The sequence below is a fragment of the Agromyces aerolatus genome (assembly GCF_031432255.1).
Classification (GTDB): Bacteria; Actinomycetota; Actinomycetes; order Actinomycetales; family Microbacteriaceae; genus Agromyces.
In genome coordinates this window covers 997-25,714 of the sequence record NZ_JAVKGQ010000018.1, presented here as the reverse complement: position 1 = coordinate 25,714, position 24,718 = coordinate 997, and the positions used below count along the sequence as shown (strand labels likewise).

General features: G+C 72.5%; 28 protein-coding genes. 16 read left to right on the top strand and 12 right to left on the bottom strand.

The window, feature by feature from the left end; translation table 11 throughout:
• Positions 1-72: 72 nt before the first annotated feature.
• Positions 73-1,380, top strand: a complete 1,308-nt coding sequence (locus RH864_RS16980; RefSeq protein ID WP_396130001.1) for an aminotransferase class V-fold PLP-dependent enzyme — start codon at positions 73-75, stop codon at positions 1,378-1,380.
• Positions 1,377-1,829, top strand: coding sequence for a Fe-S cluster assembly sulfur transfer protein SufU (gene sufU, locus RH864_RS16975; protein WP_310518759.1), 453 nt, complete (start codon positions 1,377-1,379; stop codon positions 1,827-1,829). The genes RH864_RS16980 and sufU overlap by 4 nt, the downstream gene beginning before the upstream one ends.
• A 102-nt stretch (positions 1,830-1,931) precedes the next feature.
• Here sufU and RH864_RS16970 read toward each other — a convergent pair whose 3' ends face one another.
• Positions 1,932-3,041 carry an enoyl-CoA hydratase/isomerase family protein gene (locus RH864_RS16970; RefSeq protein ID WP_310518758.1) on the bottom strand — a complete coding sequence of 370 codons (1,110 nt, stop codon included), beginning with the start codon at positions 3,039-3,041 and terminating at the stop codon, positions 1,932-1,934.
• A gap of 87 nt (positions 3,042-3,128) precedes the next feature.
• On the opposite strand from RH864_RS16970, the gene RH864_RS16965 reads away from it, so the two are divergent.
• Positions 3,129-3,509 carry a VOC family protein gene (locus RH864_RS16965; RefSeq protein ID WP_310518757.1) on the top strand — a complete coding sequence of 127 codons (381 nt, stop codon included), beginning with the start codon at positions 3,129-3,131 and terminating at the stop codon, positions 3,507-3,509.
• Positions 3,510-3,518: 9 nt separating this feature from the next.
• A complete protein-coding gene (locus tag RH864_RS16960) occupies positions 3,519-4,157 on the top strand; it encodes a LysE family translocator (protein WP_310518756.1) in 639 nt (212 codons plus the stop codon).
• Between the two features lie 22 nt (positions 4,158-4,179).
• Here the strand turns inward: RH864_RS16960 and RH864_RS16955 are convergent, their stop codons facing one another.
• Both RH864_RS16955 and RH864_RS16950 read right to left on the bottom strand, forming a co-directional pair.
• Positions 4,180-4,668, bottom strand: coding sequence for a YbhB/YbcL family Raf kinase inhibitor-like protein (locus RH864_RS16955; protein ID WP_310518755.1), 489 nt, complete (start codon positions 4,666-4,668; stop codon positions 4,180-4,182).
• Positions 4,669-4,711: 43 nt separating this feature from the next.
• Complete coding sequence (locus RH864_RS16950) at positions 4,712-6,139, bottom strand: LssY C-terminal domain-containing protein (protein WP_310518754.1); 1,428 nt, start codon at positions 6,137-6,139, stop codon at positions 4,712-4,714.
• 34 nt (positions 6,140-6,173) lie between these two features.
• On the opposite strand from RH864_RS16950, the gene RH864_RS16945 reads away from it, so the two are divergent.
• From RH864_RS16945 to RH864_RS16935, 3 genes are read left to right on the top strand one after another with little or no spacing between them, the layout of a single operon-like run.
• Positions 6,174-6,971 carry an isocitrate lyase/PEP mutase family protein gene (locus RH864_RS16945; RefSeq protein WP_310518753.1) on the top strand — a complete coding sequence of 266 codons (798 nt, stop codon included), beginning with the start codon at positions 6,174-6,176 and terminating at the stop codon, positions 6,969-6,971.
• Between the two features lie 47 nt (positions 6,972-7,018).
• Positions 7,019-7,915 carry an ABC transporter ATP-binding protein gene (locus RH864_RS16940; RefSeq protein ID WP_310518752.1) on the top strand — a complete coding sequence of 299 codons (897 nt, stop codon included), beginning with the start codon at positions 7,019-7,021 and terminating at the stop codon, positions 7,913-7,915.
• Positions 7,915-8,733 (top strand): ABC transporter permease, encoded by an 819-nt coding sequence (locus tag RH864_RS16935; RefSeq protein WP_310518751.1) that lies wholly within the window; start codon positions 7,915-7,917, stop codon positions 8,731-8,733. Before RH864_RS16940 ends, RH864_RS16935 begins: the two co-directional genes overlap by 1 nt.
• Before the next feature lie 165 nt (positions 8,734-8,898).
• Here the strand turns inward: RH864_RS16935 and RH864_RS16930 are convergent, their stop codons facing one another.
• The 7 genes from RH864_RS16930 to hemQ all read right to left on the bottom strand — a co-directional run bounded on the left by RH864_RS16930 (position 8,899) and on the right by hemQ (position 15,748).
• The gene (locus tag RH864_RS16930) at positions 8,899-9,285 is read right to left on the bottom strand and encodes a hypothetical protein (protein ID WP_310518750.1); all 387 of its coding nucleotides are present in this window, start codon (positions 9,283-9,285) and stop codon (positions 8,899-8,901) included.
• A gap of 157 nt (positions 9,286-9,442) precedes the next feature.
• The gene (hemL, locus tag RH864_RS16925; RefSeq protein ID WP_310518749.1) at positions 9,443-10,759 is read right to left on the bottom strand and encodes a glutamate-1-semialdehyde 2,1-aminomutase; all 1,317 of its coding nucleotides are present in this window, start codon (positions 10,757-10,759) and stop codon (positions 9,443-9,445) included.
• Positions 10,756-11,748: a porphobilinogen synthase gene (gene hemB / locus RH864_RS16920; RefSeq protein WP_310518748.1), complete on the bottom strand. Its 993-nt coding sequence runs from the start codon at positions 11,746-11,748 to the stop codon at positions 10,756-10,758. The genes hemL and hemB overlap by 4 nt, the downstream gene beginning before the upstream one ends.
• Before the next feature lie 208 nt (positions 11,749-11,956).
• Positions 11,957-12,757, bottom strand: a complete 801-nt coding sequence (locus RH864_RS16915) for a uroporphyrinogen-III synthase (RefSeq protein ID WP_310518798.1) — start codon at positions 12,755-12,757, stop codon at positions 11,957-11,959.
• 14 nt (positions 12,758-12,771) lie between these two features.
• Positions 12,772-13,725 (bottom strand): hydroxymethylbilane synthase, encoded by a 954-nt coding sequence (hemC, locus tag RH864_RS16910; protein ID WP_310518747.1) that lies wholly within the window; start codon positions 13,723-13,725, stop codon positions 12,772-12,774.
• Complete coding sequence (locus RH864_RS16905; protein WP_310518746.1) at positions 13,722-15,011, bottom strand: ferrochelatase; 1,290 nt, start codon at positions 15,009-15,011, stop codon at positions 13,722-13,724. The genes hemC and RH864_RS16905 overlap by 4 nt, the downstream gene beginning before the upstream one ends.
• Positions 15,011-15,748, bottom strand: coding sequence for a hydrogen peroxide-dependent heme synthase (gene hemQ, locus RH864_RS16900; RefSeq protein ID WP_310518745.1), 738 nt, complete (start codon positions 15,746-15,748; stop codon positions 15,011-15,013). Before hemQ ends, RH864_RS16905 begins: the two co-directional genes overlap by 1 nt.
• Positions 15,749-15,834: 86 nt before the next feature.
• Between hemQ and RH864_RS16895 the strand changes: the two genes are divergently transcribed.
• Complete coding sequence (locus RH864_RS16895) at positions 15,835-16,272, top strand: pyrimidine dimer DNA glycosylase/endonuclease V (protein ID WP_310518744.1); 438 nt, start codon at positions 15,835-15,837, stop codon at positions 16,270-16,272.
• Between the two features lie 43 nt (positions 16,273-16,315).
• On the opposite strand, the gene RH864_RS16890 is transcribed toward RH864_RS16895, so the two are convergent.
• Entirely contained in the window at positions 16,316-16,879 is a 564-nt protein-coding gene (locus RH864_RS16890) for a MarR family winged helix-turn-helix transcriptional regulator (RefSeq protein WP_310518743.1), read from the bottom strand.
• A 78-nt stretch (positions 16,880-16,957) separates the two neighbouring features.
• Here RH864_RS16890 and idi point away from each other — a divergent pair, with 78 nt between their 5' ends.
• The 7 genes from idi to RH864_RS16855 are packed head-to-tail and all read left to right on the top strand — an operon-like array spanning position 16,958 to position 23,025.
• A complete protein-coding gene (gene idi, locus RH864_RS16885) occupies positions 16,958-17,560 on the top strand; it encodes an isopentenyl-diphosphate Delta-isomerase (RefSeq protein WP_396130000.1) in 603 nt (200 codons plus the stop codon).
• A complete protein-coding gene (locus RH864_RS16880; protein ID WP_310518742.1) occupies positions 17,557-18,633 on the top strand; it encodes a polyprenyl synthetase family protein in 1,077 nt (358 codons plus the stop codon). Before idi ends, RH864_RS16880 begins: the two co-directional genes overlap by 4 nt.
• Entirely contained in the window at positions 18,630-19,511 is an 882-nt protein-coding gene (locus RH864_RS16875) for a phytoene/squalene synthase family protein (protein WP_310518741.1), read from the top strand. The genes RH864_RS16880 and RH864_RS16875 overlap by 4 nt, the downstream gene beginning before the upstream one ends.
• Positions 19,508-21,073: a phytoene desaturase family protein gene (gene crtI, locus RH864_RS16870; RefSeq protein ID WP_310518740.1), complete on the top strand. Its 1,566-nt coding sequence runs from the start codon at positions 19,508-19,510 to the stop codon at positions 21,071-21,073. Before RH864_RS16875 ends, crtI begins: the two co-directional genes overlap by 4 nt.
• Positions 21,070-21,426: a lycopene cyclase domain-containing protein gene (locus RH864_RS16865; protein WP_310518739.1), complete on the top strand. Its 357-nt coding sequence runs from the start codon at positions 21,070-21,072 to the stop codon at positions 21,424-21,426. Before crtI ends, RH864_RS16865 begins: the two co-directional genes overlap by 4 nt.
• On the top strand, positions 21,423-22,154 hold the full coding sequence (locus RH864_RS16860) for a lycopene cyclase domain-containing protein (RefSeq protein WP_310518738.1): 732 nt from the start codon (positions 21,423-21,425) through the stop codon (positions 22,152-22,154). Before RH864_RS16865 ends, RH864_RS16860 begins: the two co-directional genes overlap by 4 nt.
• A complete protein-coding gene (locus tag RH864_RS16855; RefSeq protein ID WP_310518737.1) occupies positions 22,135-23,025 on the top strand; it encodes a prenyltransferase in 891 nt (296 codons plus the stop codon). The genes RH864_RS16860 and RH864_RS16855 overlap by 20 nt, the downstream gene beginning before the upstream one ends.
• A gap of 154 nt (positions 23,026-23,179) precedes the next feature.
• Here the strand turns inward: RH864_RS16855 and RH864_RS16850 are convergent, their stop codons facing one another.
• On the bottom strand, positions 23,180-23,668 hold the full coding sequence (locus RH864_RS16850) for a DUF6194 family protein (RefSeq protein WP_310518736.1): 489 nt from the start codon (positions 23,666-23,668) through the stop codon (positions 23,180-23,182).
• A gap of 43 nt (positions 23,669-23,711) precedes the next feature.
• Here RH864_RS16850 and RH864_RS16845 point away from each other — a divergent pair, with 43 nt between their 5' ends.
• Positions 23,712-24,452: a MerR family transcriptional regulator gene (locus RH864_RS16845; protein WP_396129998.1), complete on the top strand. Its 741-nt coding sequence runs from the start codon at positions 23,712-23,714 to the stop codon at positions 24,450-24,452.
• The last annotated feature ends 266 nt before the right edge of the window (positions 24,453-24,718 follow it).

Sequence of the window (24,718 nt, the reverse complement as noted above, 5' to 3'; positions counted from 1 at the left end):
AACGGCGGTCGCGAAGGCACCCAGGCCCGGCACCCGGCCGGAACCCGGCGGAACCGTGGGACGATGGAAAGGATGCTTCCCCTCGCTCACGAGTCGGTGGGCGGCCGCTCGGTCGCCGACATCCGACGAGACTTCCCCGCCTTCGACCCCGTCGAGGGGGCGCCCGAGCGCGCCTACCTCGACTCGGCCGCGACCTCGCAGCGGCCGCGCCAGGTGCTCGACGCCGAACGCGACTACCTCGAACACGCCCTCGCCGCGGTGCACCGCGGCACGAGCGCGGCGGTCGGCGAGTCGACGTCGCGGTTCGAGGATGCACGCGCCGAGGTCGCCCGGTTCGTGGGCGCGGGCGACCGCGAGCTCGTGTGGGCCGAGAACGCCACCGACGCGCTCAACATCGTGGCGCTCGGCCTCGCCGACGCGAGCGCCGGGCTCGGCGGCGGCGAGGCCGAGCGGCTCGCGCTCGGCGCGGGCGACGAGATCGTCGTCACCGAGGCCGAGCATCACGCGAACCTCATCCCCTGGCAGCGGCTCGCCGCGAAGACCGGCGCCCGGCTCGTGCCGGTCCGCGTCGACGAACGCGGCCTGTGGTCGCTCGACGCGATGGCCGAGGCGATCACCGAGCGGACCCGCGTGGTCGCGTTCGCCGAGGTGTCGAACGTGACCGGGTTCATCGCACCGGTCGCCGACGTCGCCGAGCTCGCACACCGGCGCGGCGCGTTCGTCGTGCTCGACGCGTGCCAGTCGGTGCCGCACCGCCCGGTCGACTTCACCGCGCAGGGCGTGGACTTCGCCGCGTTCTCCGGCCACAAGATGCTCGGGCCGAACGGCATCGGCGCGCTCTTCGGCCGCGCCGAGCTGCTCGACGCGCTGCCGCCCGCCCGTACGGGCGGGTCGACGATCACCGTGGTCACGATGGAGTCGGCCGAGTTCCTCCCGTCGCCGCACCGCTTCGAGGCGGGCACGCAGCCGGTGTCGCAGGTCGTCGCGCTCGCGGAGGCGGTGCGCTACCTCGACGCCCTCGGCATGGACGCGGTCGCCGCGCACGAGCGGGCGTTCGCCGACCGTGTGCTCGACGGGCTGGCCTCGGTTCCCGGCATCCGGGTGCTCGGCCCGGACGCAGGCGTGGCGCGCGCGGGCCTCGTGAGCGTCGCCGTCGACGGCGTGCACGCGCACGACGTCGGCCAGTTCCTCGACGAGTCCGGCGTCGACGTGCGCACCGGTCATCACTGTGCGCAGCCGCTGCACCGCGCGCTCGGCCTCACGAGCTCGACGCGTGCGAGCTCGCACGTCTACACGTCGCTCGACGAGGCCGACCGCTTCGTCGCGGCCCTCGCCGACGCCCGCCGGTTCTTCGGCGTGGCCGAGGAGGCGTCGGCATGAGCGGTCTCGAGGGGCTCTACCAGCAGATCATCCTGGAGCATTCGAAGGCGCGGCACGGCGACGGCGAGCTTCCGGATGCCACGTCGGCGCACCATGAGCTGAATCCGTCGTGCGGCGATGAGCTGACGATGCGCGTGAGGCTCGACCCGTCGCACGAGCGCATCGAAGAGCTCGCGTGGCAGGGCGAGGGCTGCAGCATCTCGATGGCGTCGGCGTCGGTGCTCGTCGACTCGGTGCGCGGCCGGACGGTCACGGAGGCGCAGACACTCACCGACGCGTTCCGCGAGATGTTGCGCTCGCAGGGCCGCGGCGAGCCCGACGTCGAGGTCCTCGGCGACGCGGTCGCGTTCCACGGCGTCTCGAAGTACGTCATGCGCGTCAAGTGCGCCATGCTCGCGTGGGTCGCGCTCGAGGCGGCCGTCGCGAAGGCGCCGCCGCCGGTCGAGTAGCGCGGCCGTCCGCTGGTCGAGTCGTGAAGCGTATCGAGACCCGGTGACCCGGTCTCGAGAGCGGCCCGCCGGGTCTCGATACGCGTGCTCGTTCCTCGCACGCTACTCGACCGACGGGGGGAACACGGGCGCGAAGCGCGTGTCGTCGAGCACGCGGGAGGCGAGGCCGGGCGGCACGTCGTCGAGCGCGGGAGGGTTCCAGCGCGGGCTGCGGTCTTTGTCGATGACCTGTGCGCGGATGCCCTCGTGCAGGTCGTGCTGCTCGATGAACCAGGTCACCGCGCGGAACTCCTGCTCGATCGCGTCTTCGAGCCGCGGCAGCGTCCGCGCGCGGCGCACCGCCTCGAGCGTGACGGTGAGCGCGGTCGGTGACAGCGTCTCGAGCTCGTCGGCGGCGGCGGCCGCGTAGGCGGGCGCGCCCGGGTCGAGCGGATGCCTCGGCAGCGACGCATCCCGCGCGCCGCCCGCGAACGCCCGCAGCCGGCCGATGATCTCGTGCACGGTCGGCGCGGAGTAGCACGCGTCGACCCAGTCGCGCGCGAGCGCGAGCGCCGACGGGCCGGGGGTCTCGTCGAACAGCATGACGATCTCGGACGGCGTGCCGGGGTCGGCGCGTTCGGCGAGCGCCTGCAGCAGGTGCGGCACGCGCTCGCTCGGCACGTACGCGTCGGCGAAGCCGGCGTGCAGCGCGTCCGAGGCGTCCATCGTCCGCGAGTTCAGCGCGAGGTGCACGCCCAGCTCGCCCGGCGCGTTCGCGAGCAGCCACGTGCCGCCGACGTCCGGGGTGAAGCCGATGCGCGTCTCGGGCATCGCGACGCGTGAGCGCTCGGTCACGATGCGGATCGAGGCGTGGCCCGTGAGCCCGACGCCGCCGCCCATCGTGATGCCGTCCATGATCGCGACGACCGGCTTCGGGTAGCGCGCGATCTCGGCGTCGAGCCGGTACTCGGCGCGGAAGAAGTCGTGCGCGGGCTCGAGGTCGCCGGCGGTCGCGAACGCGTGCAGCTCGCGCAGGTCGCCGCCCGCGCAGAACCCGCGGTCGCCTTCGCCGTCGAGCACGACAACCCCGACCTCGGAGTCCTCGCGCCACGCGTCGAGCACGTCGGTGAGCGCCAGCACCATCTCGAAGTTCAGCGCGTTGAGCGCTCTCGGGCGGTCGAGGGTGAGGTGCCCGACCCCGTCGGCCACGGTCGCGCTGATCAGCTGGCTCACGGATGCCACGGTAGCGGTAGCCCGCGCATCGGCGTAGCGTCCCGCCCGGGAGCGACCCGTGTCGCGGGCCGCCCGGTTGGAGGGGCTGTGATCGAGTCGGCGTTCCCGATCCTCGAGGTCCGCGATCTGCCGCGGGCGCTCGCGTTCTACCGCGATGCGTTCGGCGGTGAGCTCGCGTACCGGTTCCCCGAGACGGGCGACCCCGTCTACGTGTCGCTCAGGGTGGGCTCGTCGTCGCTCGGCATCGGTGTCGCCGAGGATGCCTCGCCGGGGGTGCCGTCGAACCTGCTGCTGTGGTTCTACGTCGACGATGTCGACCGGGTGGCGCGCGAGCTCGCGGCGGCGGGCGCGACGGTGCTCGAGGAGCCGGCGGATCAGCCGTGGGGCGAGCGGGTCGCGTTCGTCGCCGACCCGTTCGGCACGCGCGTGCGCCTCGCGACGATGCCTCCGACGGGTCCGCGGGAGTAGCATCCTCTGGTGGTCCCCCTCGAGAACCTGCTCGCGTTCGCGCTGGCCGCGGTCGTGCTGATCGTCATCCCGGGGCCGAGCGTGCTGTTCACGATCGGCCGGTCGCTCGCGCTCGGACGCCTCGGCGGGTTGCTCAGCGTGCTCGGCAACGCGCTCGGCGTGATCCCGCTCGCGGCCGCGGTCGCGCTCGGCGTGGGCGCGATCGTCGCGCAATCGGTCGTGCTCTTCACGACGATCAAGATCATCGGCGCGCTGTATCTCGTGTATCTCGGCATCCAGGCGATCCGGCACCGGCACTCGTCGGCCGCAGCCGCCACCGGCGGCGTCGCGCCGCGCTCGCACTGGCGTCAGCTGTTCGAGGGCTTCATCGTGGGCATCACCAACCCGAAGACGATCGCGTTCTTCGTCGCGGTACTGCCGCAGTTCGTGGACTTCAGGGCCGGCATGATCCCACTGCAGCTGTTCGAGCTGGGCCTCGTCTTCATCGTGCTCGCGCTGATCTGCGACTCGATCTGGGCGCTCGCCGCGAGCGCGGCCCGCTCGTGGTTCGCCCGCTCCCCGCGCCGTGCGTCGGGCCTCGCCGCGACCGGCGGCGTCATGATGATCGGCCTCGGCGGCGTCCTCGCCCTCTCGGGCAACCGCCACTGACCCACAGACCTCGCGCCCGGCCTCAGGCGGCGGAGGCGGTGCCGGTCAACGTGGCGCGGGCGAGCTCGTGTCGTGCGAGTGCGGCGTCGAGGTCGGCGAACGATGCATCGGGTGAGAGCGCCAGCGACGGCACGTCGAGGGCGTAGACCGTGAACTCGTAGTGGTGGAGTCCGGTGCCGGCCGGCGGGGTGGGGCCCGAGTAGCCGTCGATGCCCGATTGGTTGCGCCAGGCCGTCGCGCCGTCCGGCAGCCGGGCGTTGCGCGGCGCGCCCGCGCCCGCGGGGAGCTCGGTGACATCAGGTGGCAGGTCGGTCACGATCCAGTGCCACCAGCCCGGACCGCCGGGCGCATCCGGATCGAAACACGTGAGCGCGAACGAGGCCGTCGCCTCGGGGAACCCGCTCCAGCTCAGGTGCGGCGAGCGGTCCTCACCGCCGAGCCGCGCACCCCACATCGGCGTGGGCAGCGCCGCGCCACCCGTGAAGTCCTCACTGCGGAGCGTGAACGGCATGGCCACAGGCTAGTCCCGGACGGCCGCGCTCGCAGCGCAGCCGTTACGCGGCGGCGGGTCTCGTGCGGCGGCGGGCGTAGGCGCGCGCCGCGCGGCTCGAGAGGGCGAGGAGCACGAGGATGTCGCACGCGAGCGTGAGCAGCGTGGTGCGGATCGTGATCTCGCTGACGCCGATGAAGTAGTCGAGCGCGGCGATCGTGATGCTCGCCATCGCGATCGCCATCACGGCGATCCTCGCCCAGTTCTTGCCGAGGAACACGAGCCACGCGAACACGAGCTGCACCGCGAGCACGAGTGCCCCGCCGACCAGCACGATCGTGAGCGCAGTGCCCGACAACGCCGCCCAGTCGTCGTCACTCGGCGCGAGGCCGAAATCGTCCTCGACGATCCGGTTCCAGTCGAGCGCGAGCGCGAGCAGCCAGACGATGCCGAGCAGCACCCTGAGCACGATGAGCGCGGCACCGAGCGCAGTGGCCGTCGGGCGCGGCATGCTCGCCGGCGGCGCCTCGGGCGCCGCGAGCACGACCGGCGACTCGAACGCCGGGCGCTTGCCGACCGTCTCGCCCCAGCTGTCGGTCGACGGCTTGCCGGGCGACGCCGCAACCGAAGCCGAAGCTCCGGCCATGGCCGGCGACTCGACCACGCTCCGCACATCGACCACGGGCAGATCGCCGTCCGTGCGGATGGTGTCCCCGCCACCGTTCCGCGAGTGATACCCGGTCGAGAAGTCCTCGATCACGTCCACCCGCACCGACGCCTCGCCCTCGCGCAGCGTGCGCACGATGTGGTCGCGCTCCACGTCGATGTCGGCGTCGATCTTGTGCGTGATCTGCAACGTGAACAGCGAGAAGCCGACCGCACGGTCGAACGTGCCGGCCGCGAGCCAGTCGACCCGGCGCCCGCCCGGCAGCAGCCACCCGTCGGGTGTGCGCCAGAACCGCACGTGGTGGCGCTTCGCCGGGTTGCCCTCGACCTCCTGCTGATACGCGAAGTCCTGCTTGCGCCCGAACAGGAACAGCGGGCTCACGGGCGCCTCGTCGTAGCTGCGCCGCGAGATCGTCGACATCACGATGCGCCACCCGCTCGCGAGACTGACCTCATCGGCTCGGGTCCACCCGGCCGCCTCCATCGCCGCGTGCAGATCCGCCTCATCGCCGAGGAACGCGAGGTTCACGGGGTCGCCGAGCAGGCCGTCGCTCGTCCTCGCACGCCCGATGAAATAGTTCGGCACGTAGATCGTCGTGAGGATGCGGTGCAGCCGAGGCAGCACCAGGTAGGCGAGCACGAGCCAGAACAGGACGAAGAACAGGATGCCGAACCATCCGAACTCGAACGACTCGCTCAGGATGAGCCACGCGAGCCACACGACCGCGAGACCCGCGTAGACGAACACGAACCCGTCGAGCAGCGCGTTCACCGAAAGTCGCGCCGGCCTCGCCGGCGCGACGGATGCCTCACCGACGGCGCTCATGCGGGCAGACTATCGGCCCCAGTAGGCTCGAAGCATGACGGGCGCCGCACCCCCCACCTCGATCACGGTCGCGCGCGGCGCCGAGCTGCGGCGGCTGCTCGAGGCATCCGCGCTGTTGCAGGTCGTGAACGTGTGGGACGTGGCGAGCGCGAAGGTCGTCGCCGCCCTGCCGGGCACGACGGCGATCGCGACCGCGAGCCACTCGATCGCCGCGACGTTCGGGTACCCCGACGGCGAGGCGATCCCGGCCTCGCTCATGCTCGACATGTGCGGGCGCATCGCGCGCGCCGTCGACCTGCCGGTGAGCGCAGACCTGGAGGCGGGCTACGGCGCCCCTGGTGAGACCGTGCGTCGCGCCATCGGTGAGGGCCTCGTCGGCGCGAACCTCGAAGACCAGATGAAGCCGCTGCCCGAGGCGGTCGCGGCCGTGCGCGACGCGGTCGCCGCGGCCGACGCCGAAGGCGTGCCGTTCGCACTCAACGCGCGCACCGACGCGTTCCTGCGCGCGGGCGACCGCCCCCTCGGCGAGACGATCGCCGCCGCGATCGAGCGCGGGCGGGCCTACCTCGACGCGGGCGCGACCTGCGTGTTCGTGCCCGGCAACTTCGGCGAGGCCGTCGTCGCCGAGCTGGTCGCCGGCATCGGCGAGCGGCGTGTGAGCGTCATCGGCCTCTCCGAGCTGCCGCCGCCCGCACGCCTCGAGGCGCTCGGCGTCGCCCGCGTCTCGTACGGGCCGAACACCCAGCGCGTCGCGCTCGGCGCACTCGAAGACCTCGCGAACACCCTCATCGCGGGCGGCACGCTGCCGAGCGGCATCCGGCCGCTGAACTGAACACCTGACCGAGCACCACCACGACCACGACCAACGAGGAGCTGGCCATGGCAGCGGGAGTCCCGATCGAAGTCTCCGGGCTGACGAAACGATTCGGTGCGGTGACCGCGGTCGAAGATCTGAGCTTCACCGTGCAGCCCGGCGTCGTCACCGGGTTCCTCGGACCCAACGGGGCGGGCAAGACCACGACGCTGCGTGTGCTGCTCGGGCTCGTGCGCGCGAGCGAGGGCACCGCCACGTTCGGCGGCACCCGGTACTCCGACCTCGAGAACCCCGCGACCAAGGTCGGCGCCTCGCTCGAGGCGAGCTTCCATCCGGGCCGCACCGCGCGCCACCACCTCGGGGTCGTGGCCACCGCGGCCGGACTCCCCCGGGCCCGCGTGCATCAGGTGCTCGAACAGGTCGGGCTCGACCAGTACGCCGACCGCCGCGTGGGCGGCTACTCGCTCGGCATGCGGCAGCGGCTCGCGCTCGCCTCGACCCTGCTCGGCGACCCCGGCGTGCTCGTCCTCGACGAGCCCATCAACGGGCTCGACCCCGAGGGCATCAAGTGGATCCGGGTGTTCCTGCAGTCGCTCGCGCAGGAGGGGCGCACGGTGCTCGTCAGCTCGCACCTGCTGAGCGAGGTGCAGCAGTCGGTCGACGAGGTCGTGATCATCTCGCGCGGGCGGCTCGTGAAGACCGGAACCCTCGCGAGCCTCGAGCTCGACGAGTCGCCGCGCACCATCGTCGACTCGCCCGACCGGACCGCGCTCGGCGCGGCCCTCACGGCCGCGGGGCTCAACTTCACCGAGGGCCGCAACGGATTCATCGTCGAGGAGCCCGACCCCGGCCGTGTCGGCGACGCCGCCTTCACCGGCGGCGTCCGGCTCAGCAGCCTGCATCGTCTGAAATCGGGGCTCGAAGACTCGTTCCTCACGCTCGTCGGAGAGGGGGCCGAGTGATGCGCGCGCTCGCCTCGGAGTTCCAGAAGATCTTCACGACCCGGACCTGGTGGCTGCTGGCCATCCTGCTCGTCGCGTACGTGGCCCTCATGTCGGGCGGCCTGGGCGCGATGTTCGGCCTCCTCGCGACGGATCCCGATGCGCTCGGCGGCACGCAGCAGGGCGGAATCCCCACGGGCGACGAGCTCGCGCCGCTGCTGTACAGCTTCGCGTCGTCGATCGGGTACGTGTTCCCGGTCCTGCTCGGGGCGCTCGCCGTGACGAGCGAGTTCCGGCACCGGACCCTCACCCAGACCTTCCTCGTCACCCCTCGTCGCGGCACCGTGCTCGGCGCGAAGTTCGCGTCGCAGCTCGGATTCGGGGCGGGCCTCGGCGTCATCGGCTTCGCCGCGGCGGTCGCCGCGGGCGCGGGGGCGCTCTCCATCTGGGGGCTCAGCACGGCGCTCGACTCGTCGGACACCTGGGCGCTCATCGGCCGAGGGGTGCTGGCCATGGCGCTCTGGGGCGCGATCGGCGTCGGCATCGGCTCGGTGATCCCGAACCAGGTCGCCGCGATCGTCATCGTCATCGCGTTCACGCAGTTCGTCGAGCCCGTGCTGCGTCTCGTCGCCTCGCTCTCGGAGGTGACCGCGAACGTGGCGAAGTTCCTTCCGGGCGCGGCGAGCGACGCGCTCGTCGGCGCGTCGTTCTACAACGTGGCCGGCATGGGCGCCTCGGCGCCGCTCGAGTGGTGGCAGGGCGGCCTCGTCCTGGCCGGGATCGCGGCCGTGCTCGCGATCCTCGGCGGCCTGACGACCTGGCGCCGGGACGTGTCCTGAGGACACGCCACCCGCCGAGCGAGGAACGAGCACACCCGCCGGTCGAGTAGCGAGCGAGGGACGAGCACGCGTATCGAGACCCCCTGGTTGCGCGCAACGTTCGGCTCGCCGGGTCTCGATACGCTCGCTGGCGCGTAGCTCACTCGACCAACGGGGGCGGAGGGGCTAGTCGACGAGCGGGGGCTCGGGTGCCGAGAGGTCGGCGGGCGCGACCTTGAGCCGGTCGATCAGCTCGGCGGCGTGGTTGGTCGAGACGATGAGCCGGGCATACTCGCCGCCGCTGAGCTCGAGCACCACGGCCTGTCGCTTGCCCTTCACGATCACGAAGTCGGCGCCGCCGTGGTACTTCCAGACGCCGACGGCCACGACGAGCGGGATCTCACTCCCGCGGCGGCGGATGCCGCGGATCCAGATCCACGGGTCGTCGGTGATCGTCGCGGAGCGGATGTCCTCGCGCTGGATGACGACGTCGTCGCTCCGGAACGCGAGCGACTTCTCGGTCGGGGTGAGGTGCACCTCGATCCGGTCGGAATGCACGCGAAGCTTCGCCATGCCATCCATCCTGCCCGACACCGTCGCCCGGCGCGGTGTCGACGCCCCACAAAGCGTCGAGCCGACGCGCTGACGCGGCCCACGATCCGGACGGAGCCCGCCGATCGGACGATCAGCGACCCGCGGAACCGGCTTCGCCGGTTACGCCCGCGGCTCGTTACGCGGGGCGGGCCGCTGCGGCCGCACGCGCGGCCGCCGGCAACGCATCGAGCACACGCCCGATCGCGGCGTCGTCGTGCGCGGCCGTGAGGAACCAGGCCTCGAACACCGACGGCGGGAGCGACACTCCGGCGTCGAGCATCGCGTGGAAGAACGGCGGGTACCGCCACGCCTCCTGCCGCTTCACGCCCGCGTAGTCGTGCACGCCCCCGGCGACCTCGGCTCCGAACACGAAGCTGAACAGGTTGCCCGCGCGCTGCACCGCGTGCGCGACGCCCTCGGCCGCGAGCGCGGCCGAGACGGCGTCGGCCACGGTGACGGATGCCTCGTCGAGACGCGCGTACACCGATGCATCCGCCGCCTGGAGCGTGGCGACGCCCGCGGCGACCGCGACCGGGTTCCCCGACAGCGTGCCCGCCTGGTAGACCGGGCCGAGCGGCGCGAGCTGGTCCATGATCTCGGCGCGGCCGCCGAGCGCGGCGACGGGCATGCCGCCGCCGATGACCTTGCCGAATGTGAGCAGGTCGGGCGTGTACGGGTCGTCGCCGCGCTGCTCGACGCCCCACCAGCCGGCGTCGGAGACGCGGAAGCCCGTGAGCACCTCGTCGGAGATGACGAGCGCGCCGAACGTGTGCGCGAGCTCGACGAGCGCGCGGTTGAAACCGGGGCGCGGGGGCACGACGCCCATGTTCGCGGCCGCGGCCTCGACGATGACGGCCGCGATGCGGTCGCCGTGCTCGGCGAACGCGGTGCTCAGGGCCTCGAGGTCGTTGTACGGCAGCACCATGGTGAGCGCCGTGATGTCGGCGGGCACGCCGGCCGAGCCCGGCAGCGCGAACGTCGCGAGGCCGGACCCCGCCTCGGCAAGCAGGCCGTCGGAGTGGCCGTGGTAGTGCCCCGCGAACTTGATCAGGATGTCGCGGCCGGTGAAGCCGCGCGCGAGCCGGATGGCGCTCATGGTCGCCTCGGTACCGGTGGACACCAGACGCAGCCGTTCGACCGGGGCGACCCGGGCCTCGACGAGCTCGGCGAGCTCGGTCTCGGCCGGGGTCGACGACCCGAACGACAGACCTCGGCTCGCGGCCGCCGTGACCGCCTCGACGACGCGCGGGTCGGCGTGGCCGAGGATCGCCGGTCCCCAGCCGGCGACGAGGTCGACGTACTCGCGGCCCTCGGCGTCGGTGACGTAGGGGCCGCTGGCGGACACGAGGAATCGCGGCGTGCCGCCGACCGAGCCGAACGCGCGTACGGGCGAGTTCACGCCGCCCGGGATCGCCGCGCGAGCACGGTCGAAGAGCTCGGCGTTGCTGGTCATTCGGTGACTCCCTGTCGGATCCAGCCGGCGATCTCGACGGCCCAGTAGGTGAGGACGGCGTCGGCGCCGGCGCGGCGGATGCTCCGCACGGACTCGAGCACGGCGCGCCGCCGCTCGATCCAGCCGTGCGCGGCGGCCGCCTCGATCATGGCGTACTCCCCCGACACCTGGTACGCCCACACGGGGACCTCGGATGCGGCCGAGACATCCGCCAGCACATCGAGGTAGCTGCCCGCGGGCTTAACCATCACGATGTCGGCGCCCTCGTCGATGTCGAGCATCGCCTCGCGGAGGCCCTCACGCCGGTTCCCGGGGTCGAGCTGGTAGGTGCGCCGGTCGCCCTGGAGCGTGGACTCGACCGCGTCGCGGAACGGGCCGTAGAACGCCGAGGCGTACTTGGCCGAGTAGGCGAGGATCGCGGTGTGCGTGAACCCCGCGCCGTCGAGGGCCTCGCGGACCGCGGCGGTCTGGCCGTCCATCATGCCCGACAGGCCGAGCAGCTCCGACCCCGACGCGGCCTGCACGAGCGCCATCTCGCGGTACCGCTCGAGCGTCGCGTCGTTGTCGACCCGCCCGAGCGCGTCGAGCACGCCGCAGTGGCCGTGGTCGGTGAACTCGTCGAGGCACAGGTCGGTCTGCACGACGAGCGCGCCGCCCGCCTCGTCGCGCGCGACGCGCGTCGCGACGTTCAGGATGCCCTCGGGATCGGTGCCGGCCGACCCGATCGCATCGCGCGTCCGAGGCACGCCGAAGAGCATGATGCCGCCGAGCCCGGCCTCGGCGGCCTCGGCGACCGCGCCTTTGAGGCTGTCGAGCGAGTGCTGCACGACGCCCGGCATCGACGCGATCGGCAGCGGGTCGGCGACGCCCTCGCGGACGAAGACCGGCAGCACGAGGTCGGCGGGGTCGAGACGGGTCTCGGAGACGAGGCGGCGCAGGGCCGGCGTCTCACGCAGGCGGCGGGGGCGGACACGCGGCGTGGAACTCACCGACCCAGCCTACGTGGCTCCGCCTGAACGGTGCCCGCGTGCGCGGGTGGGCTGGAGGCCGCGCGGTGGGATGAAGGCGGCGCAGTGTGATGGAGGCGGCGCAGTGTGATGGAAGTCAGAAAGTGGGTTGGAAGTCGCTCCTACCGCGGCTCCAACCCACTTTTCGACTTCCAACGCGAGCGGGAGGGTGGGGGCCGGAGCGGGCGGGTCAGGCGCGGGCGAGGGCGGCGCTCACGACCGCGTCGATGAGCGACTCGGCGCTGCGTTCGCGCGCGACGACGTCGACGCGAAGGCCGAACTTCGCGGCGTCGCGCTGAGTCTGCGGGCCGATCGCGGCGACGAGCGTCGACTCGGGGATGGGCCCGAGCTGCTGCTGCACCTGCTCGGCCACGCTGCCCGACGTCACCAGCACCGCGTCGACGTTGCCCGCGCGCACGTCGTCGGCCACCTTCGGCGCGACCGGCACGCCGACCGTGCGGTAGGCGACGACCGCCTCGACGTGGTGCCCGATGCGGGCGAGCCCGATCGAGAGCACCTGCTTGGCGATCGCCGAACGCAGGGCGAGCACGCGCAGGCCCTTCTCGCCGTCGGTCGCGGCCTCCCACTCCTCGAGGAGCCCGCGCGCCGAGTTCTCTTCGCTCGGGACGATGTCGACGTGGTACCCGGCGGCCACGAGAGCGGCGGCGGTCGTCTCCCCGACCGCGGCCACCTTCGTCGTCGCCGGGATCGCCGCACCGTAGGACGACAGCACGTCGACCGTCGTGGCGCTCGTCACGGTCACCCAGTCGAACCCGCCTTCGGCGAGCTTCTTCAGCGCCGCCTCGAGTGCGGGCTGGTCGTCAGTCGGGGCGAAGTTGATCATGGGCGCGACGACCGGCGACGCGCCGCGCGCACGCAGTGACGCCGCGACGGCGTCTCCCCACGGCCCGCCGCGCGGGATCAGCACACGCCAGCCAGCCAGCGGTTTGCTGTCACCGCCGTACGGCAGCGGGATCTGGCCCGTCGTCATCGGCTCGTCTTCGGTCACCGGGTCTCCTCGGGTGGTGCGAGTTCAGCGGCGCCGTTGCCGAGGAGTTCTTCGACGGCGCGGGTCGCGACGTCGCGTGCCGCCTCCGCCAGGTCGGCGGTCGAGCGGCTTTCGGGGGTCGCGGCGTGCGAGCTGGTCAGGCGCCGCGTTCCGTCCGCACTGTACACCGTCGCCGTCAGGAACAGAAGTTCGTCCTCCAGGAAGGCGGTGGCCGCGACGGGGGCCGTGCAGCCGGCCTCGAGCCCGGCGAGCACGAGCCGCTCGGCGAGCACCGAGGCCCGGGTCACGGGGTGGTCGATCTTGTCGAGGGCACGCTCCAGATCGCGGTCGCCGCGCTCACGACGCACCTCGATGGCGAGCGCCCCCTGGCCCGGCGCGGTGGGCCAGGCCGGCAGCTCGAGCAGCTCGGTCACGACGTCGAGCCGGCCGAGGCGGCCGAGGCCTGCGGCGGCCAGCAGCACCGCGTCGAGCTCGCCGCTCGAGACCTTTCCGAGCCGGGTGTCGACGTTGCCGCGCAGGTCGACGACCTCGACATCGGGCCGCGCCTCGCGTACCTGGGCCATGCGCCGCGGCGAGCCGGTCCCGACACGGGCACCGGCGGGCAGCGTGTCGAGCGTGAGGCCGTCACGAGCGCAGAGCGCGTCACGCGCATCGGCGCGCTTGGGCACGGCGCCGAGCCGCAGTCCCTCGTGCTCGGCCGTGGGCAGGTCCTTGAGCGAGTGCACGACGAAGTCGCACTCCCCCGCGAGCAGCGAGTCGCGCAGCGCGGTCGCGAAGACCCCTTCACCGCCGATCTCGCTGAGCGACGCGCGCGACGTGTCGCCGCGCGTGGTCACGGGCACGAGCTCGATCTCGGCGCCGCCCGCGGCCTTCGCGATGCGCTCGGCGATGGCCGTGGTCTGCGCCATCGCGAGCGCACTGCCACGAGTGCCGACCCGGATGACACTCACGGCGCGATCCCCGCAAGCGCCGGGCGGAAGCCGAGCCGCACGTTCTCGCAGCACCCCGGGCGGCAGACGTCGTACCAGGGGCCCAGCTCGGTCACGGCGGGCCGCTCGGCGACGGGCGTGCCGTGCACACGTTCGAGCACGAGGTCGATGAGACCCGCGACGTAGGCGGGGTGCGTGCCGGGTGTCGGCACGCGCACCGCGGCGAGGCCCGCCTCCTCGGCCGACTCGAGGGCCTCGTTGTCGAGGTCCCAGAGCACCTCCATGTGGTCGCTCACGAAGCCGACCGGCACGATCACGATCGCCTTGCGGCCCGAGGCCGGGAGCTCGGCGATGACGTCGTTGATGTCGGGCTCGAGCCACGGCATGGACGGCGGGCCGCTGCGCGACTGGTAGACGAGCTGCCACGGGACATCCGCCGCGCCCGCCTCGCGCATGACGACCTCGGCGACCGCACGATGCTGGGCGGCATATGCGCCGCCCTCGCCGAAGCCGCGCTCGGCGGGGCCCGACTTCGCGGCGTCGGTCGACGGGATGGAGTGCGTCGCGAACAGCACCTCGACCTCGGTCGCCCGGTCGAGTCCGGGCACCTCGGCCTCGAGCTCGGCGAGGCCGTCGCGCACGCCCTCGATGAACGGCTGCACGAAGCCGGGGTGGTCGAAGAACTGCCGCACCTTGTCGATCTGGACCACGTCGGCGAGGCCCGTGTCGTCGATCGCGTCGGCGAAGTCCTCGCGGTACTGCCGGCAGCTCGAGTATGAGCTGTACGCGCTCGTCGCGATCGCGATGAGCTTCGTGAATCCGCGCTCGTTCGCCTCGCTCAGCGCATCGTTGAGATACGGATCCCAGTTGCGGTTGCCCCAGATCACCGGCAGGTCGACGCCGCGCTTCGCGAGCTCAGCCTCGAGCGCGGCCTTCAGGTCGCGGTTCTGCTGGTTTATCGGGCTCACGCCGCCGAAGTGCCGATAGTGGTGCGCGACCTCCTCGAGACGCTCGTCGGGGATGCCGCGGCCGCTCGTGACGTTCCGCAGGAACGGGATGACCTCGTCCTGCCCCTCGGGGCCGCCGAAGCCGGCGAGCAGGATCGCGTCGTACGCGACGGGCTCGGTGACGTGCTCGGGACCGGACTGCGCGGCCGGCGTCGCGCCGGGCACGATCGCACCGGGCGCACAGGGGGCGGAGGCCGCGGGGGACGGCTTGCGGCCCCACTGGGCCGGCCGGTCGGCGGATGCCTCGTGGCCGCGTTCGGGCGCGTCGGCGCCGGTCGATCCGAGGTTCGAGGCGGCCATTACTGCAGCACCTCGACGACCTCGGCGCTGGTCACACGCCGGCCGGTGAAGAACGGGATCTCCTCGCGCACGTGCAGGCGCGCGTCGGTCGCCCGCAGATCGCGCATCAGATCGACGAGCTCGGTGAGCTCGTCCGCCTCGAGCGGGAGCAGCCACTCGTAGTCGCCCAGCGCGAACGACGCGACGGTGTTCGCGATGACGCCGCGGAACGCGGCACCCTTGCGGCCGTGCTCGGCGAGCATGCGGCTGCGCTCGGCCGGGTCGAGCAGGTACCAGTCGTAGGACCGGTTGAACGGGTACACCGTGAGCCACGACTTCGGCTCGATGCCGCGGAGGAAGCCGGGCACGTGCGCCTTGTTGAACTCGGCGTCGCGGTGCACGCCCATCGCGTTCCAGGTGGGCAGCAGCGCACGGAGCAGCCGCGCGCGGCGCAGCTGGCGCAGCGCCCACTGCAGCCCCTCGGGGGTCGCGCCGTGCAGCCAGATCATGAGGTCGGCGTCGGCGCGCAGGCCCGAGACGTCGTAGAGGCCGCGGACGACGACGCCCTCGGCTTCCACGGTCGCGATCACGCCGTCGAGCTCGTCGACCACGCGCGGCACGTCGTGCCCGTCGAGGTCGTCGGGCCGGGCGGGGTCACGGCGCAGCACCGCGAACAGCGTGTAGCCCTCGGGCGACTGCTCGGGTTCGGATTCAGGACGGAGCTCGTCAGCTGCCGCTTCGGCAGCGGGGGAAGACATGCCAACAGTCTCCCCCTTTCCGCTGAAACGGCCAAAAGGGAGCCGTGGGCGGCCGATCCGCCGGATGACGCCTACACTCGTGAGCCGTGAGGATCTGGTCGCTGCACCCGCGGTATCTCGATCGCCAGGGGCTGACGGCGTGCTGGCGCGAGACGCTGCTCGCGCAGGCCGTGCTCGCGGGGCTCACGAAGGGCTACACGCGACATCCGCAGCTCGAACGGTTCCGCGCGACGACCGACCCGATGGCGGCGATCGGGGCGTACCTCGATGGCCTCGCCGACGAGGCCGAGGTGCGCGGGTACTCGTACGACCGCACCCGCATCAGACCGCATGCCGCGCCCGCGGCGCCGATCCCGGTCACGAGCGGGCAGCTCGAGCTCGAGTGGGCGCACCTCGCGGGCAAGCTCGCCGTGCGCAGCCCCGCCGTCGGCGCCCGTTGGGCGGAGATCACGGCGCCCGAGACGCATCCGCTCTTCTTCGAGGTGCCCGGGCCGGTCGCGCCCTGGGAGCGCAACCCCCGCTGACCTGCCGTTGGTCGAGTAACGGAGCGTGCTCCTTCGTCGCGCGTTACTCGACGGGCGGGGCGGCGGCGGCGCCCGTCGCGGCGAGCGCGTCGAGGAAGCGGATGACGACCTCGCGGTCGGCTGGCGTGAGCGCGGCGGCGACCGCGAATCTCCGCGCGTGCTGGCGGCCGACGGTCTCGCGCGCGTCGTGCCGCGTGTGCTCGGTGACCGTGAGCGCGATCGCGCGCCGATCCGTCGGGTGCAGGCCCCGCTCGATGTGACCGCCGCGCTCGAGCCGGTCGAGGAGCTTGGTGGTCGCGGCGCTCGAGATGCCGAGGTAGGCGGCGAGCGCGCCGGGCGTCGCGATCGCGCCCTGGTTGCGCGCGGCGATCAGGAACCTGATCGCGCGCATGTCGGTGTGGTTGAGCCGCATGTACCGCTCGGAGGCCTCGCTCATGCGGGCCGCGGCGTCGTGCCAGCCGCGCAGGCTCTCCATGACGCGGACGGCCTGGGTCACGTCGTCGTCGCTCATGCCCGCGCGGACCACGAGCTCCTCGTCGGGATCGACGATGCGGGGGTCGTGCATCGCGTCGGCGACGCGCACACGATGCTCGCCCATGTCAACCATAGGTTGGATTCTATCGGCGGCGGTGTACATCTCACTAAGCTAACTTTCACCCGCACCGCCTTGCTGAGGGGAGCGCGCATGCGCATTCCGACCATTGAAGAGGTGGTCCTGCTCGACGAGCACGACCGCCAGATCGGCACGGCGCCGAAGTCGAGCGTCCACGGCGCCGACACCGCGAGGCACCTCGCGTTCTCATGCCACGTCTTCAACGACGCCGGCCTGCTGCTCGTCACGCGCCGCGCACTCGCGAAACAGGCGTGGCCCGGCGTCTGGACCAACTCGTTCTGCGGGCACCCGGCGCCCGCCGAACCGCTCGTGCACGCCATCCGGCGACGCGGCGAGTTCGAGCTCGGCCTCGAGCTGACCGATCTCGAACCGGTGCTGCCCACCTTCCACTACCGGGCGACGGATGCCTCGGGCATCGTCGAGCACGAGCTCTGCCCGGTCTACACGGCGCGAACAGATCAGGAGCCCGAGCCGCACCCGGGCGAGGTCGTCGAGTTCGAGTGGGTCGAGCCGGAAGCGCTCGCCGCGGCCGTGCGCAGCGCGCCCTGGGCGTTCAGCCCCTGGCTCGTGCTGCAGGCCGAGCTGCTGCCGTTCCTCGGCGGCACGCTCGAGGACCGGGAGGCGCCCGCATCCGCGGACGACCGCGGTCCCCGTTCGGAGGCGCTCGCGTCATGACCAGCGTGCTGCTGACCGCTCCTCCCGCGCATACCGTTGAAGACCTCGCCGCGGTCGACGACGACCTCGAGGCCTTCTTCGACCGCGCGATCGCGCGGGCCGGTGCGCACGACGCCGCGTATCGGCGGCTCTGGAGCTCGGCCCGCGACGCCGTGGCCGGCGGCAAGCGCGTCAGGCCGCGACTGGTGCTCGCGGTGCACCGGGCGTTCGACGGCGCCGACCGCGCCGCGGCGGTGTCGACCGCCGTCGCGTTCGAGCTGCTGCACACCGCGTTCCTCATGCACGACGACGTGATCGATCACGACGACCTGCGCCGGGGCATCCCCAACATCACCGGTCGGTTCGCCGCCGAGGCCGAGGGGGCCGGCGCATCCGCGTCGCAGGCGCGCGAGTACGGCGAGGCGTCGGCGATCCTCGCCGGCGACCTGCTGATCAGCGCCGCGCACCGGCTCGTCGCGCGACTCGACGTGACGCGCGACCGGCGCGACGCCCTGCTCGACCTCGTCGACGAGTGCGTGTTCCGCGCGGCCGCGGGTGAGCACGCCGACGTCCGGTTCACGCTCGGCGAGACGCCGACGGCGCGCGAGATCGTCGCGATGATCGAGGACAAGACCGCGTCGTACTCGTTCAGCGCGCCGCTGCGGGCCGGTGCGATCCTCGCGGGCGCGGCCCCCGGCACGGTCGACGCCCTCGGCGAGATCGGCGCGCATCTCGGCGTCGCGTTCCAGCTGCGCGACGACGTGCTCGGCGTGTTCGGCGAGCCCGACGTCACGGGCAAGACCACGATCGGCGATCTGCGCGAGGGGAAAGAGACCCTGCTGATCGCCTACGCGCGGTCGGATGCCTCGTGGCCGCCGGTCGCCGCCCGGTTCGGCCGGCCCGACCTCGACGAGGTGGGCGCCGACCTGCTGCGCGGCGCGATCACGACGAGCGGGGCCCGCGACCGGGTCGAGGCGCTCATCGCGGGACGCTGCCGGTCCGCGATCGAGCTGATCGACGGGGCCGGTCTGCCGCCGGGTCTCGCCGACGAGCTCACGGGCGTCGCCGCCGAGTGCGGGGACCGGGAACGATGACCGCCACCACGGGCCTCGCGCTCTACGACGAGGTCGCGCGCCGAGGCTCGGTGCGCGTGATCTCGGCCTACTCGACGTCGTTCGGACTGGCCAGCCGGCTGTGCTCGGCGACGGTGCGCGCGCACGTCGCCGACGTGTACGCGCTGGTCCGCGTGGCCGACGAGCTCGTCGACGGCCCGGCCGAGGAGGCCGGGCTCGACGCCGCCGAGCGGCGCGCGATGCTCGACGCGCTCGAGGCCGAGACCGAGCGCGCGATCGCGAGCGGCTACAGCCCGAACCTCGTCGTGCACGCGTTCGCCCGCACGGCACGGAGCACGGGCTTCGGCACCGAGCTCACCCGGCCGTTCTTCGCCTCGATGCGCGCCGACCTCGAATCCGTCGACTTCGACGAGGCGGCGTTCCGCGAGTACGTGTACGGGTCCGCTGAGGTCGTCGGCCTCATGTGCCTGCGTGCGTTCCAGGTCGGCCTTCCCGCCGACGCACGGCGCGATGCGCGCTGGGAGCGCGGCGCCCGGCACCTGGGAGCCGCGTTCCAGAAGGTCAACTTCCTGCGCGATCTCGCCGAGGACTTCGACGACCGCGGGCGCCGGTATTTCCCGGGCATCGACCCGCGACGGCTCACCGAGGCCGAGAAGATCCGCATCCTCGACGACATCGATCACGATCTCGCGATCGCGGGCGCGGTCATCCCCGAGCTGCCCGGCGGCTGCCGGCGTGCGGTCGCCGCGGCGCACGCCCTGTTCGCCGACCTCTCGGCACGGTTGCGCCGGACGCCCGCGAGCGCACTGCTCGCGAGCCGGGTGCGCGTGCCGAACCCGCGCAAGCTGCTGCTGCTCGCCCGCTCCGCCGCGGGCCGTCAGCGCCGGGTGCCGACATGAGCCGCGCGATCGTCATCGGCGGCGGCATCGCCGGGCTCGCCTCGGCGGCGCTGCTCGCACGCGACGGGCACGAGGTCACGCTGCTCGAGGCGCGCACCGAGCTGGGCGGGCGCGCGGGCCGCTGGGAGTCCGCGGGCTTCCGGTTCGACACCGGTCCCTCGTGGTACCTCATGCCCGAGGTGTTCGAGCACTTCTTCCGTCTCATGGGCACGACCGCGGCCGCCCAGCTCGACCTCGTGCGCCTCGACCCGGGCTACCGGGTGTTCTTCGAGGAGGCCGGCGGCGCCGTCGACCTGCGCGCCGACCGCGAGGCATCCGTCGCGCTCTTCGAATCGATCGAGCCGGGCGCCGGGGCCGCGCTCGAGCGCTACCTCGACTCCGCCGACGAGACCTACCGGCTCGCGATGTCCCACTTCCTGTACTCGGACTTCCGGGCACCGAGCGCGCTCCTGCGCGGGCCCGTGCTGCGCCGGGCCGGACGGCTCGCCCGGCTGCTCGGCCAGTCGCTCGACGGGTTCGTGCGGCGGTCGTTCCGTGACCGGCGGCTGCAGCAGATCCTCGGGTATCCGGCGGTCTTCCTCGGCAGCTCGCCGTACGACGCGCCGAGCCTGTACCACCTGATGAGCCGGTTCGACCTCGCGGACGGCGTGTTCTACCCGATGGGCGGGTTCGGCGAGGTCATCGACGCGGTCGCCCGGCTCGGCCGGCTCGCAGGTGCCGAGCTGCGGACCGGTGCCGAGGTCGTCGCGATCACGACCAGCGGGCACCGCGCGACCGGCGTGCGGGTGCGCGCCGCCGACGGCACCGAGACCGAGCTCGAGGCCGACCTCGTCGTGTCCACCGCCGACGTGTTCCATACGGAGACCGAGCTGCTGCCGCGTGCGCTGCAGAGCCGGAGCACGGCGTCGCTCGAACGCCGCAACCCCGGCCCGGGCGCGGTCCTCGTGATGCTGGGCGTGCGCGGCGAGCTGCCGCAGCTCACCCACCACAATCTGCTGTTCACGGCCGACTGGGAGGACAACTTCCACCGCATCTTCGGCGCCGAGACGTCGATCCCCGACCCCGCGTCCCTCTACGCGTGCATGCCCAGCGCGACCGACGCGTCGGTCGCCCCGTCCGGCTGCGAGAATCTGTTCCTGCTGATCCCGGTCCCGGCCGACACGTCGATCGGAGCCGGCGGCATCGACGGCGACGGCGATCCGACGGTCGAACGGGTCGCCGATGCGGCCATCGCACAGCTCTCCGCCTGGGCCGGCATCGACGACCTCGCCGACCGGGTGATCGTCCGGCGCACCATCGGGCCGGCCGACTTCGCCGCCTGGTTCCACTCGTGGCGCGGATCGGCGCTCGGGCCCGCGCACACGCTCGGGCAGAGCGCGTTCTTCCGCGGCCGCACCGCGTCACGCACCGTCGACGGCCTCTACTTCGCGGGCGCGACGACCATCCCCGGCATCGGCCTGCCCATGTGCCTCATCAGCGCAGAGCTCGTCGCGAAGGCCGTCCGCGGCGACCGTTCGAGCGCGCCGCTGCCCGAACCGCGCCCCGACCTGCAGAACGCATGAGCTTCGTCTACCTCGCGGCGCTCCTGATCTCGGTCGGGTGCATGGTCCTCCTCGACCGCCGGTTCAGGCTGTTCTTCTGGCGTGCGCCGGGCCGCGCAGCGGCCGTGCTGGCGATCGGCGTCGCGTTCTTCCTCGCCTGGGACGTGGCCGGCATCGCGCTCGGCATCTTCTTCCGCGAGGTCAACGACATCTCCACGGGCCTGGTCCTCGCGCCGCACCTCCCGGTCGAGGAGCTCGTGTTCCTCGCGTTCCTCTGCTACCTCACGATGGTGCTCTACACCGGATGCCTCGCGCTGCGGTCGCACGTCGCAGCCCGCCGTGCGCCCGAGACGATGACGAGGCGCCCGTCATGACCTATGTGCTGCTCTGCGCCGGATTCGTGGCCGTCGCACTCGTGGTCGCCCTGCTGGCGTGGCGGCGGGCCCCGCGCGGCCACGCGTGGGCGCTCGCCCTGAGCGCGGCCGCGCTCGTCGTGCTCACCGCCGTCTTCGACAACGTGATGATCGCGACCGGACTGTTCGGGTACGCCGACCCGCAGATCTCGGGCGTGCGTCTCGGGCTCGCCCCCATCGAGGACTTCGCGTACCCCCTCGCCGGCGTGCTGCTGCTCCCGGCGCTCTGGAATCTCCTGGGCGGCCGCAGCGCATCCCGCGTCCCCGCGGCCGTCGACGACGCATCCGCGCCCGCCGAGGCGACCGCGACCCACGGCACGTCGACGGCGGGTGCGCCAACGGCGGTGAGCATGGCGGCAGCGCGCGAGACCTCCGGCCGGCGCGAGGAATCCGGATCCGATGCGGTCGCCGACGACGCGGCGTCGATTCGTCACGCGACGTACCGCGGGGCACCCACGACCGGCGGCTTCGCCGCCCACCGCGAGCCGGCGCACCGCGATGCATCCGCACCTCGCGCCCTATCCGCGCGCGCCGAAGCACCCATACCCCGCGAGGCATCCGGGCACGGCGCGACACCCGCGCGCCGCGAGACATCCGCTCGGCCCGAGGCATCCGTGCAGCCCGAGGCATCCGCCCAGCCCGAGGCATCCGGTGACGGGAGGCGAGCCGATGGCGACACGCGCGACTGACCGGCGGAGTTTCGCCGCCGACCTGCTGGTCGCGTCGCGACCGCTCAGCTGGATCAACACGGCGTTCCCGTTCGCGGCCGCGTACCTGCTGACCACGCGCGAGATCGACGTTACGCTGATCGTGGGCACGATCTTCTTCCTGGTGCCGTACAACCTCGCGATGTACGGCATCAACGACGTCTTCGACTACGCATCAGACCAGGCCAACCCCCGCAAGGGCGGGGCGGAGGGCGCGCTGCTCACACCCGCGCGGCACCGCGCGACGCTCATCGCAGCCGTGCTCGTATGCGTGCCGTTCGTGATCTGGCTCGTGCTGGCCGGCGGCCCCGCGTCGTGGGCGGTGCTCGCCGTGAGCCTGTTCGCGGTCGCCGCCTACTCGGTGCCCGGCCTGCGGTTCAAGGAGCGGCCGTTCCTCGACTCGCTCACCTCGAGCGTGCACTTCGTGAGCCCCGCCGTCTACGGGCTCGTGCTCGCGGGCGCCGCGTTCACGCCCCAGCTCGTCGCGCTGCTCGCGGCGTTCCTCGCGTGGGGAGTCGGGAGCCACGCGTTCGGTGCGGTGCAGGACGTCGTACCCGACCGCGAAGGCGGGATCGCCTCGATCGCGACCGTGCTCGGCGCGCGCTGGACCGTGCGCTTCGCCATCGCGATGTGGGCCGTCGCGACCGTGCTCATGCTGTTCACGGCGTGGCCCGGCCCGCTCGCCGCCGTGCTCGCCGCGCCGTACGTGCTCGCCGCCTGGCCGTTCCGCAACGTCTCCGACTCCGACTCGGGGGCCGCGAACCGCGGCTGGCGCCGCTTCCTCGCGATCAACTACGCGGTCGGATTCCTCGTGACGATGCTGCTCATCTGGTACGCCGCGCTGACCGGGTGAGGCGCCGTCGCGTGGCATCCTCGATGTCCTCGAGTCGTTCGAGCATGCGCTCGAACGACTCGGCTTCGACAATGGCAGCAACGCGTCGACCACGTTTGGTCGGCCAGCCTCGACGGGATACATGCCACCCGTGTTACGGCATGGGAAGCCGCGGTCACCCGGGCGGCGCGGAGCCGGCCCGGCCCTCGCGGCGCTCGATGCGTCGCCGATCCGCGAGGTGGGCCGCGCGGAGCGCCGCGAGGGCTCGATCGAGCGTCGCCGTCCCGGGATTCACGACGCACACCCAGCCGAATGCGCCGTACAGCGGGTGCGGGGTGAACACGTCCTCGGCGCTGAAGTCCACTCCTGCGGCCTCGATCCCGTCGGGGGCGTAGCCGAGGAGATCGGCGAAGGCCTGCGCACCGACATGGATGTTCAGCCTCCAGCGATCGGCAGTATCGAGACGAGATTCCGCGTCGTCCGGATAGTCCTTGGTCACGATCGTCGCGTAGGGCTGACGGTTGCGCGGAACCCGGCCGTCGGGCGCGTAATAGAAGAAGTGGTCTCCCCAAGATATCTCGGGATACTCGCTGCCCGCCTCGGGTGCGAGCTCGAGGATGCCGTCATAGGCCCGGACTTCTGCAAGGATCTGCTGCATCGACATGATTCAAGTGTGAACTTGAACTGCTTGTGGAGGGTTGTACCTCGTGCAGGACATCGATGAGCCCCGGCTCGCGCGATACACGACCAGCCGTCTGGCGGCGGCGACCGGGTATTCCGCGCAGCAGGTTCGAGGCCTCGAAGAGCTCGGTGTCATCCCCCGGGCATCCCGCCGACCCAACGGATACCGACAGTTCAGCGGCGTGCATGTGACCGCGCTGCGCGCCTACCGCCACCTCGCGATCGCGGTCGGCCCCGTCATCGCTCGAGCCACGATGCGCGACGCGCACGGGCTTCCCTATGACGAAGCCGTCGCGAGCATCGTCGCGCTCCACGTCGACCTCGCCCGCTCGCGCGACGATACGATCACCGCGCTGCGGGCTCTCGACAGGATCGTCGACGCACACGCCCGCGACGACGCGACGCCCGAGGATTCCATGAGCATCACCGAGCTCTCGGAGGCGCTCGGCGTGCGTTCCTCCACCCTCCGCTTCTGGGAACAGCAGGGGCTGATCGCCCCCGAACGGCCGGAAGGGCGCAGCACGCGGCAATATCCGCCGGATGCCGTCGGCGAGGCGCGCATCGTCGCGGCGCTCCGCGCCGGCGGCTACGGGATCCCGGACGTGCGTGTCGTCATGGCCGCGCTGCGGACCGTGAATGGCACGGCAGACGCGCGCGATGCGCTCGAACGCCGGCTGCAGGCGCTCGCCGCACGGTCCGAGGCCCTGCTTCGAGCCGGCACCGATCTCGCCGACCTTCTCCATCGGCCCGCCCTTGGCCCGGGGTGAGGCATGGTTCGTTCGGATGACTGGCTGTGCTGAACGATGGCGTGATCGGGCGGACTGATCGCTCCTCCGGAAGCAGGTATTCCCCGGGGGCGCACAGGGGAACGGGCTGGTCGCGGTTGGGGTCGGTCACGGATCGGGCGTCCGCGGCATCCCGGATGTGCCGATCTCGCCGACTTTCCACCTGCGCCGACCGTCGGCGCGGGGCGAGGCCTGGTTCGTTCGGATGACTGGCTGTGCTGAACGATGGCGTGATCGGGCGGACTGAT

What these genes read in the sequence shown, in the direction of transcription:
- hemQ (WP_310518745.1), bottom strand. Translation starts at nt 15,748, where the DNA reads ATGTCTTCCCCCGCTGCCGAAGCGGCAGCTGACGAGCTCCGTCCTGAA.
- RH864_RS16940 (WP_310518752.1), top strand. Translation starts at nt 7,019, where the DNA reads ATGGCAGCGGGAGTCCCGATCGAAGTCTCCGGGCTGACGAAACGATTC.
- RH864_RS16875 (WP_310518741.1), top strand. Translation starts at nt 18,630, where the DNA reads ATGACCGCCACCACGGGCCTCGCGCTCTACGACGAGGTCGCGCGCCGA.
- RH864_RS16930 (WP_310518750.1), bottom strand. Translation starts at nt 9,285, where the DNA reads ATGGCGAAGCTTCGCGTGCATTCCGACCGGATCGAGGTGCACCTCACC.
- RH864_RS16880 (WP_310518742.1), top strand. Translation starts at nt 17,557, where the DNA reads ATGACCAGCGTGCTGCTGACCGCTCCTCCCGCGCATACCGTTGAAGAC.
- sufU (WP_310518759.1), top strand. Translation starts at nt 1,377, where the DNA reads ATGAGCGGTCTCGAGGGGCTCTACCAGCAGATCATCCTGGAGCATTCG.
- hemL (WP_310518749.1), bottom strand. Translation starts at nt 10,759, where the DNA reads ATGACCAGCAACGCCGAGCTCTTCGACCGTGCTCGCGCGGCGATCCCG.
- RH864_RS16855 (WP_310518737.1), top strand. Translation starts at nt 22,135, where the DNA reads ATGGCGACACGCGCGACTGACCGGCGGAGTTTCGCCGCCGACCTGCTG.
- RH864_RS16850 (WP_310518736.1), bottom strand. Translation starts at nt 23,668, where the DNA reads ATGTCGATGCAGCAGATCCTTGCAGAAGTCCGGGCCTATGACGGCATC.
- idi (WP_396130000.1), top strand. Translation starts at nt 16,958, where the DNA reads ATGCGCATTCCGACCATTGAAGAGGTGGTCCTGCTCGACGAGCACGAC.
- RH864_RS16935 (WP_310518751.1), top strand. Translation starts at nt 7,915, where the DNA reads ATGCGCGCGCTCGCCTCGGAGTTCCAGAAGATCTTCACGACCCGGACC.
- RH864_RS16860 (WP_310518738.1), top strand. Translation starts at nt 21,423, where the DNA reads ATGACCTATGTGCTGCTCTGCGCCGGATTCGTGGCCGTCGCACTCGTG.
- RH864_RS16915 (WP_310518798.1), bottom strand. Translation starts at nt 12,757, where the DNA reads ATGACGACGGGCCAGATCCCGCTGCCGTACGGCGGTGACAGCAAACCG.
- RH864_RS16980 (WP_396130001.1), top strand. Translation starts at nt 73, where the DNA reads ATGCTTCCCCTCGCTCACGAGTCGGTGGGCGGCCGCTCGGTCGCCGAC.
- RH864_RS16905 (WP_310518746.1), bottom strand. Translation starts at nt 15,011, where the DNA reads ATGGCCGCCTCGAACCTCGGATCGACCGGCGCCGACGCGCCCGAACGC.
- RH864_RS16950 (WP_310518754.1), bottom strand. Translation starts at nt 6,139, where the DNA reads ATGAGCGCCGTCGGTGAGGCATCCGTCGCGCCGGCGAGGCCGGCGCGA.
- crtI (WP_310518740.1), top strand. Translation starts at nt 19,508, where the DNA reads ATGAGCCGCGCGATCGTCATCGGCGGCGGCATCGCCGGGCTCGCCTCG.
- RH864_RS16945 (WP_310518753.1), top strand. Translation starts at nt 6,174, where the DNA reads ATGACGGGCGCCGCACCCCCCACCTCGATCACGGTCGCGCGCGGCGCC.
- RH864_RS16865 (WP_310518739.1), top strand. Translation starts at nt 21,070, where the DNA reads ATGAGCTTCGTCTACCTCGCGGCGCTCCTGATCTCGGTCGGGTGCATG.
- RH864_RS16955 (WP_310518755.1), bottom strand. Translation starts at nt 4,668, where the DNA reads ATGCCGTTCACGCTCCGCAGTGAGGACTTCACGGGTGGCGCGGCGCTG.
- RH864_RS16890 (WP_310518743.1), bottom strand. Translation starts at nt 16,879, where the DNA reads ATGGTTGACATGGGCGAGCATCGTGTGCGCGTCGCCGACGCGATGCAC.